At 71.5% G+C, this 8,119-nt stretch carries 4 protein-coding genes and 2 pseudogenes; 3 read left to right on the top strand and 3 right to left on the bottom strand.

Annotated elements, in window-relative coordinates; genetic code table 11:
• Positions 1-1,447 (top strand): putative bifunctional diguanylate cyclase/phosphodiesterase (locus ACY45C_RS03260; protein ID WP_462186171.1); only part of this gene is annotated, 1,447 nt, incomplete at its 5' end.
• Positions 1,448-1,474: 27 nt separating this feature from the next.
• On the opposite strand, the pseudogene ACY45C_RS03255 reads toward ACY45C_RS03260, so the two are convergent.
• Positions 1,475-2,576 (bottom strand): annotated as a pseudogene (locus ACY45C_RS03255) (M4 family metallopeptidase).
• A 443-nt stretch (positions 2,577-3,019) separates the two neighbouring features.
• Between ACY45C_RS03255 and coaE the strand changes: the two are divergent.
• Positions 3,020-3,691 carry a dephospho-CoA kinase gene (gene coaE, locus ACY45C_RS03250; protein ID WP_462186170.1) on the top strand — a complete coding sequence of 224 codons (672 nt, stop codon included), beginning with the start codon at positions 3,020-3,022 and terminating at the stop codon, positions 3,689-3,691.
• 25 nt (positions 3,692-3,716) lie between these two features.
• Here coaE and uvrB read toward each other — a convergent pair whose 3' ends face one another.
• Positions 3,717-5,846 carry an excinuclease ABC subunit UvrB gene (uvrB, locus tag ACY45C_RS03245; RefSeq protein ID WP_462186169.1) on the bottom strand — a complete coding sequence of 710 codons (2,130 nt, stop codon included), beginning with the start codon at positions 5,844-5,846 and terminating at the stop codon, positions 3,717-3,719.
• Positions 5,847-5,940: 94 nt separating this feature from the next.
• Positions 5,941-7,443 carry a PucR family transcriptional regulator gene (locus ACY45C_RS03240; protein ID WP_462186168.1) on the bottom strand — a complete coding sequence of 501 codons (1,503 nt, stop codon included), beginning with the start codon at positions 7,441-7,443 and terminating at the stop codon, positions 5,941-5,943.
• A 237-nt stretch (positions 7,444-7,680) separates the two neighbouring features.
• On the opposite strand from ACY45C_RS03240, the pseudogene ACY45C_RS03235 reads away from it, so the two are divergent.
• Positions 7,681-8,119: pseudogene (locus tag ACY45C_RS03235) on the top strand (peptidase M50); the annotation flags it as partial.

Here is an 8,119-nt window from a genome sequence, read left to right as displayed (position 1 = left end):
CCGTTCCGATCCCCTTACCCGCCTGGCCAATCGGGGCGGGACGATGGAAATCGGGCAGTCCGCCGTTGCGAAGATCAACGCCGCGGGGAACGAGGCTGTCCTCGTCCTGGTGGACCTCAACCGGTTTCACGAGGTCAACGATGCGCTTGGTCACCTCGGCGGCGACCAGCTGCTGAGGATGATTGCCGAGACGTTGCCGACCCTGACCCCGAGGCCGGTGTTCGTCGGTCGGGCCGGCGGGGACGAGTTCGCGCTGGTGTTCCGCGGACCCGAGATCACCCCGGCGCCGCCCCCCTCATCCGCCTCGCCTCCCTCATCCGCCTCATCCGCTTCACCCGTCCCGCTCGGCCCGTCGGGCGCGCCGGCCGTCCGCGGCCCCCTGCCCGCGGCCCTAGCTGCCGGGCGGCGGCGCACCCTGGGTCGGCGGGTCCTCCGCCAGATCCAGGGGCCCTTCCAGGTCTGCGGGGTCGACGTCGAGGTGGACGCCTCGGTGGGCATCGCGGTGGCCCCCCGCGACGGCGCGACCATGGCCACCCTGATGAGCTGCGCCGATGCGGCTCTGCTGCGGGCCAAGCGGGTCGGGGAGAGCGTGGGCCTGTGGGAGGCCGGCATCGCCGGGGTGCGGCCCGAGGAGATCGCGTTGAACGCCCAGTTGCGCGCCGCGATCGGCCGCGACGAGCTCGTTCTGTACTACCAGCCGGTCCAGTCGGCTCGGACCGGTGGGATCGTCGGTGCCGAGGCGTTGCTGCGGTGGCGGCACCCGAGCCGTGGGCTGCTCCCCCCCGGCGAGTTCCTGCCGATCGCCGAGCGGTCCCCCCTGATCGCGGACCTGACCCGGTGGGTTCTCGACGAGGCGCTGCGGCAGTGTGCCGCCTGGGACGTGGGAGGCCTGCACCTGCCAGTGTCGGTCAATCTCTCCCCCCGGATGCTGGTGCTCGACGACCTTCCCCGGGTGGTCTCGGACTCGATCGCCGCGCACCGGCTGGCCCCCGACGTCCTCACCCTGGAGATCACCGAGAGCGCCCTGGTCACCCAGCCCGCGCGTGCGGCGATGATGCTGGGTCAGCTGCGCTCCCACGGCGTGGCGCTCTCCCTCGACGACTTCGGCACCGGGTACAGCTCGATGGAGATCCTCAAGACGTTGCCGTTCGACGAGGTCAAGATCGACCGGGGGTTCGTCACGGACGTCCGGGGGAGCCTGCCCGACGCCGCGATCGTGCGTTCCGTGCTCGATCTGGGACATCGCCTGGGGCTGCGGGTCGTCGGTGAGGGCATCGAGGACGAACGGACCTTGACGATGATGGTCGACCTCGGCTGCGACCTGCTGCAGGGAGAGGCGATCTCGCCTCCGCTGCCGGCGGAGCGCATCCGCGAGCTGCTGCGGGCCCGGGCCGCGAAGGCGGGCAAGGTGGTTCCGGGCGGTGACGTCCGATGCCGTCGGGCGTGATGGTCCGAATTACCCGGATGCGCGGAATTACCCGGATGCGCGGACGGCGATGCCGACGGCCTGCCACGCCTCGGAGACGGCCTTCCGCGCGTCCGCACCGAACAGCAGGCCGGCCTGGCGCACGGTCAGCGCGGAACGTCGTGTTCGGCCGGATCTGCGGTGCGCGCAGGGTCTCGTACCAGATGTGGCCGGCCTTCTCCCAGGCGTATTCACCAAGAGCCGTCGCGGCGAGGTAGAACGCCTTGTTCGGGATGCCCGAGTTGATGTGGACGCCGCCGTTGTCGGCGGTCATCCGGACGTAGCGGTCCATGTGGTCCGGCTGGATGTCGTCGCCGAGCACCGGATCGTCGTAGGCGGTCCCGGGGGCCTTCATCGACCGCAGCGCGACGCCTTGGACGGCGTCGGTGAGCAGCTCGTCGCCGATCAGCCAGTCGGCCTGCTCGGCGGTCTGGCCGCGGACGTACTGCTTCACCAGGGAACCGAAGACGTCGCTGATCGACTCGTTGAGCGCGCCGGACTGGTTCACATACATCAGCGCCGCCTCGTCCTCGGTGACGCCATGGGTCAGTTCATGACTGATGATGTCGAGTGACACCGTGAAACGCTTGAACAGCTCACCGTCGCCGTCGCCGAACACTATCTGGCGGCCGTTCCAGAAGGCGTTCTCGTAGTGGTCGCTGTAGTGCACGGTGGCGAGCAGAGCCATCCCCTCGTCATCGATGGAGCTCCGGCCGAGGACGTCGGAGTAGAACGCGAACGTCGAGCCCAGGCCGTCGTAGGCCTCGTTGACCGCCGTGTCGTCGATCGCGGCGCCACCCTCCTCGCGAACCACCGCACCCGGCAGGATCTCGGTTCGGATGCAGCGCGGAGCCGACCCCGACGGCGCAGGACCGTCCGCGCCCCCAGCTGGATGATCGCTAACGTGAGGCTGTCGAGGATCAGGAAGGTCATGTTCTCGTCGAGCCAGGTGACAACGCCGTGCGTCCATGGCGTCACGGCACGCGCCGCCGTCAGGTAGAGGGCCGAGGACAGCAGGGAGCCGGGAACCAGGAAGCGCAGGAACCGGCGCAGCGGGACGTCGCCGGCGCCGAGCACCGCGTCCACCGCCGCGTTGGTGTTCAGCAGGCAGAACCACAGCAGCGGGCGCTGGGTGCCGCGGCGGGACAGCGCCGCCACGACGCGGCCGGTGCTGAGGCGCCGTAGGAGCACCGAGCGGATGTTGTTGCGGGCCAGACCGAAGTAGCCGACGTCGATCAGCCCGCGGAAGAACGCGGCGATCAGCAGGGCGGGGACGAACGGCACCGTGCCGCCGACCAGCAGCAGGATCGCCCACGTGGGTCGCAGCGCGACGAGCAGCAACGGCGCCGAATCGGCGAGCGCCGGTGCCAGGGCGAGGCCGAGGGCACCGAGACCGAGCAGCGTGCCGGTGAGCAGGACCGGCCAGAGCCGGTGCGCGACCGGGGCAGCTTCCATCCGCACAGTCTGCCAAGTACGCGAGCTGCCAAGTACGCGAGGGCGCAGACGGGCGGACCGGTCGGGTGGCTGGCTCCGGGAGCTGGCAGACTCGGCGATGTGTTCACAGTAGGTCTGACGGGTGGCATTGGTTCGGGCAAGAGCGCGGTGTCGGCGCGCCTCGCGGCCCGGGGCGCCCTGCTGATCGACGCCGACCAGGTCGCCCGGGACGTGGTGGCGCCCGGCACCCCGGGGCTCGCCGCGGTCCTGGCGGAGTTCGGCACCGAACTGGCGAACGCGGACGGTGGCTTGGACCGCGAGGCGCTCGGCCGGATCGTGTTCGCCGATCCCGCCGCCCGTGGCCGGCTCGAAGCGATCGTCCATCCGTTGATCCGCGAGGAGACGGCGCGGCGCATGGGGGAGGTGCCACCGAGCGGGATCGCCGTGCACGACATCCCGCTGCTCGTCGAGGTGCACGCCGAGGGGACCTACGACGTGGTGCTGGTCGTCGAGGCGCCGCGGGAGCTGCGACTGCACCGCATCGAGGCCCGCGGCCTGCCCCGCGACCAGGCGCTGGCGCGGATGGCGAACCAGGCCACGGACTCCCAGCGCCGGGCCGTCGCCGACATCGTGGTGGACAACGGTGGGAGCCTGGACGACCTCGACGCCCGCATCGAGGAGGTCTGGCAGGACCTGCTGGCCCGCTGCGACGCCAAGGCCGCAGCCAAGACCGGGACCGTCGCCACGGATACCGTCGCCAGCGGCACGGATACCGCCGCCCCAGCCGGCTGATCGTGGCAGGCCGGCGCTCACGGCATCACTGCACGCCGGCGGCGCCCATGCCACGCAGCTCCTTCTTCAGCTCGGCGATCTCGTCGCGCAGCCGGGCGGCCAGCTCGAACTGCAGCTCCTTCGCCGCCTCGTGCATCTGGTCGTCGAGCTGGCGGATGAGCTGCGCGAGTTCGTGGGAGGGCAGGCCGGCGAGTTCGGCGGCGTACCGGCCGGCGGCACCCTCCCTGCCGGCGCGCGACTTTATCCCCGGAACCGGGGCCTTGCCGCGGGACTGCGACCGGCCGCCGCCGATCAGCTCGCCGTCGGCCGACTCGCGAACCATGTCGTCGAGGATGTCGACGACCTTCTTGCGCAGGGGCTGGGGGTCCAGCCCGCGTTCGGTGTTGTAGGCGATCTGCTTCTCGCGCCGCCGGTTCGTCTCGTCGATGGCGCGGCGCATCGACGGGGTGATCGCATCCGCGTACATGTGGACCTGCCCGGACACGTTACGGGCGGCCCGGCCGATCGTCTGGATCAGTGACTTGTCCGAGCGCAGGAAGCCCTCCTTGTCGGCGTCGAGGATGCTCACCAGCGACACCTCGGGCAGGTCGAGACCCTCGCGGAGCAGGTTGATCCCGACGAGCACGTCGAACTCGCCGCGGCGCAGTTCGGTGAGCAGCTCCACCCGGCGCAGGGTGTCCACCTCGCTGTGCAGGTACCGCACCCGGATGCCGAGCTCGAGCAGGTAGTCGGTGAGGTCCTCGGCCATCTTCTTGGTCAGCGTGGTGACCAGGACCCGTTCGTCCCGCTCGGCGCGCAGCCGGATCTCGTGGACGAGATCGTCGATCTGCCCCTTCGTCGGCTTGAGCACGACCTCGGGGTCGAGCAGGCCGGTAGGCCGGATGATCTGCTCGACGACGCCGACGGACCGGCCCAGCTCGTAGGGGCCCGGGGTCGCCGACAGGTAGACCGTCTGGCCGATGCGACCGAGGAACTCCTCCCACCGCAGCGGGCGGTTGTCCATGGCGCTGGGCAGCCGGAACCCGTGCTCGACGAGGTTGCGCTTGCGGGACATGTCGCCCTCGTACATCCCGCCGATCTGCGGGACGGTGTTGTGCGACTCGTCGATCACCAGCAGGAAGTCGTCGGGGAAGTAGTCGAGCAGGGTGTGCGGCGGGCTCCCGGCCTCGCGGCCGTCGATGTGCCGGGAGTAGTTCTCGATGCCCGAGCAGAACCCGACCTGGCGCATCATCTCGATGTCGTAGGTGGTGCGCATCCGCAGCCGCTGCGCCTCCAGCAGCCTGCCCTGCCGCTCCATGGTGGCCAGCCGCTCGGCGAGCTCCGCCTCGATGCCGGCGATCGCCCGCTCCATCCGCTCCGGCCCGGCGACGTAGTGCGTGGCCGGGAAGACGTAGATCTCCTCCGCCTCGCGGACGACCTCCCCGGTCAGTGGATGCAGGTAGGTGAGCCGCTCGATCTCGTCGCCGAACATCTCGGCTCGGACGGCGAGCTCCTCGTAGACCGGGAAGATCTCCACCGTGTCCCCCCGGACCCGGAACGTCCCGCGGGTGAAGGCGAGGTCGTTGCGGGTGTACTGCACGTCGACGAAGCGGCGTAGCAGCAGGTCCCGCTCGATCTCGTCACCGACCCTCAGCCGCACCATCCGGTCGATGTACTCCTGAGGCGTGCCGAGTCCGTAGATACAGCTGACGCTCGCGACCACGACGACGTCCCGGCGGGTGAGCAGGCTCATCGTCGCCGAGTGCCGCAGCCGCTCCACCTCCTCGTTGATCGAGGAATCCTTCTCGATGTAGGTGTCCGTCTGCGCGATGTACGCCTCGGGCTGGTAGTAGTCGTAGTACGAGACGAAGTACTCGACGGCGTTGTGCGGCAGCAGCTCCCGGAACTCGTTGGCGAGCTGCGCGGCGAGCGTCTTGTTCGGAGCCATCACCAACGTCGGCCGCTGCAGGCGCTCGACCAGCCACGCGGTGGTCGCGGACTTCCCAGTGCCAGTGGCGCCGAGGAGAACGACGTCGGACTCGCCGGCCCCGACCCGCCGGGCCAGCTCGTCGATGGCGGCGGGCTGGTCGCCCGACGGGGAGAAGTCGGACACGACCTGGAATGGCGCCCGCGTCCGCTCGATGTCGATGGTGGGCCGTTCGAACGTTGTGCTCACGGCTCCTAGCACACCACAGGCCTCCGACAGTTTCCGCCCGGTCCCCCGCGCGCCCCCGGGACCGCGGGACCAGCCGCTGTCAGCCGGGGTGCGGTCAGTCGGCCGAGGGATCCCAGCCGATCAGCCGTGCCCCGAGCACGGCGGTCTGCAGGACGTAACGGTCGGTAGGCGAGGCCGGGTCGTGCCTGGTCAGGGCGTGGATACGGTCCAGCCGGTAGGTCAGGGCACGCACGGACAGGTGCAGCCGCCGCGCCGCCGCGAGCGCCACCCCGCCGGTGGTGAAGTAGGCGTCGAGGGTGTCGATCAGCGGACCGGCGCCGCCCCGCGCCGTGCGCAGCGGCGAGAGCACCGCGTCCACCAGTTCGGCCAGGGCCTCCCGGTCACGCAGCAGGACCTTGTAGATGAGCAGGTCGTCGGCGTGGACGACGTGCCCGTCGAGCCCGAGCCGCCCGGCGATGTCGACGGCGCCGCGGGCCTCCTCGAACCCGATGCGGACCCCGGCGACCCCGCTGCGCCCCCGGCTGACCCCCAGCCGCCAGACCAGCCCGGGCTCGGCCTGCAGCCGCCGGGCCAGCGCCGTCACCGCCGTCATCGTCGTCACCGCCGCGGCCGCTGTGGCCGCCGTGGCCGTGCCCTCCGCCAGCGCGAACGCCGGCAGCGGGGAGAATCCCGCGTCGCCGGTCTTCGGCAGGTCCGGGCGGCGACGCCCACGCGGCCGGGCTCCCGGCGCCGGCCGGCCGGCCGGGGAGGTGAGGTTCGCGGCGGCACCGGCCGGGAACCGGGTCAGGTCGTTCTCCTCGGGCATGAGGCAGACGAGCAGACCGTTCCTGGTGGCGACCAGCGGGTCGGTCGGACAGTGCTCCCGCAGCGTCGCCTCCGCCGACCGGGTCAGGCCGCGGCCGTCGAGAAACCGGCGGTTGCCCGCGACGACGACGACCACGTGCGGCGCCTCCAGGCGCAGGCCGAACGTACCGGCCCGTTCCAGTAGTTGCCCCACCTCCGACGTGCCGGCCAGCAGGTCGTCGACGAGCTCGCGGCGCAGCGCCTCCTCGAAGCGAGCCCGGGCGGTGCGGGCGGCCTCGTAGCCCTCGCAAACGGCGGCGACCACGTCGTCGCTGGCCCGCAGCACCGCCGAGGCCGCCGCCCGGGTCCTCGAGACGGCGCCGACGGCCTCGGCCATGGAGCGCGGGGCATCCGTGGGCTGACCGGGCTGTGCCGGGCCACTCGAAGCCCGGCCGAGCTCGCGGGCCGCCCGGTCGGCTGCCCGGACGGCCGGCAGCGACGGCCAGATCCGCCAGGTCGCAGAGAGGTAGAGGTCGACGAGGGCACGCAGCGCGGCGCCGGACTCCGCCGCCGTCCGGCCGAGCGCACGGAACGTATCCAGCTCCGCCGCGGACAGCCGCCGTCCGCTGTCTGCGGCGGAGGCTAGGACGTCGAGATAGTCCCCGAGCAGGCCGGCGTGCAGCCGGGCGTCGGCGGCGGCCAGCACGGCCGCCCGGGGGAGCCGGGTGAGGCTTGTCCCGGGCAGTCCCGCCGGGGCGTCGTTGTCGACCGCGGTGATCTCAGCTGGCCGGGCTACTTCCTCTACTTTCTCCATCTGCCGGTCTCCTCCCTCTCCACCCGCCGGTCTCCTCCCTCGATGCTGCCGCATCTCGATGTTGCCGAACTTCGATGTTGCCGAACCTCGGCAACGAGATCGTAGGCAAAGTCGCAGACTCCCTGCGGTGTCTGCCGGGACGTTGAAGGGCAGGCTAGGCGTTGAGCATGTGTGACACCTGGTCGTGACCGCGGCCAGGTGAAGGGTGAAAGAACTCATTAGGAGCTCTGAGCGGACATGACCACCCATGACGCCACCCGACGGGGACATCTCCCGCCGATCACGGTGCGTCCGGGATTGGCTATCTCGGTGGCGATCGTCACCGTCCTCCTCTCCGCGATCACGCTGCCGGCCACCGTGCCCGGCCGGCCCGGATTCGCCTACCTGTCCGGCGGCCTGATCGGGGCGGGCCTGCTCGTGGGCGTCCTGCTGGCCGCCGATCTGATGCGGGCCCGGTCGGCCCGCCGGTCGGGGGTGACCGCTCTCGGCATCACCCTCGGCGCCTTCGGAAGCCGGCTGGTCCTGGCCGGCGCACCCGACCGCTCCGCGAGCGTGGTGGCTGCCCCGCGCCCGGCACCCCCCCACCCGGCATCCCGCGGCATCGATCTCGCGCCGCCGCCCGTGGTGGCCCTCGATCCCGCGCCGGGGATGGGCACCCAGGTCGGCACCCAGGTCG

It is taken from the genome of Frankia sp. CcWB2 (genome assembly GCF_977927585.1).
Note: the sequence above shows the minus strand (reverse complement) of the source record. Positions and strands in the feature narration are given on the sequence as shown.

Bases quoted from the DNA above. Each gene is read 5' to 3' on its own strand.
- ACY45C_RS03240 (WP_462186168.1), bottom strand. From the start codon at position 7,443: ATGGAGAAAGTAGAGGAAGTAGCCCGGCCAGCTGAGATCACCGCGGTC.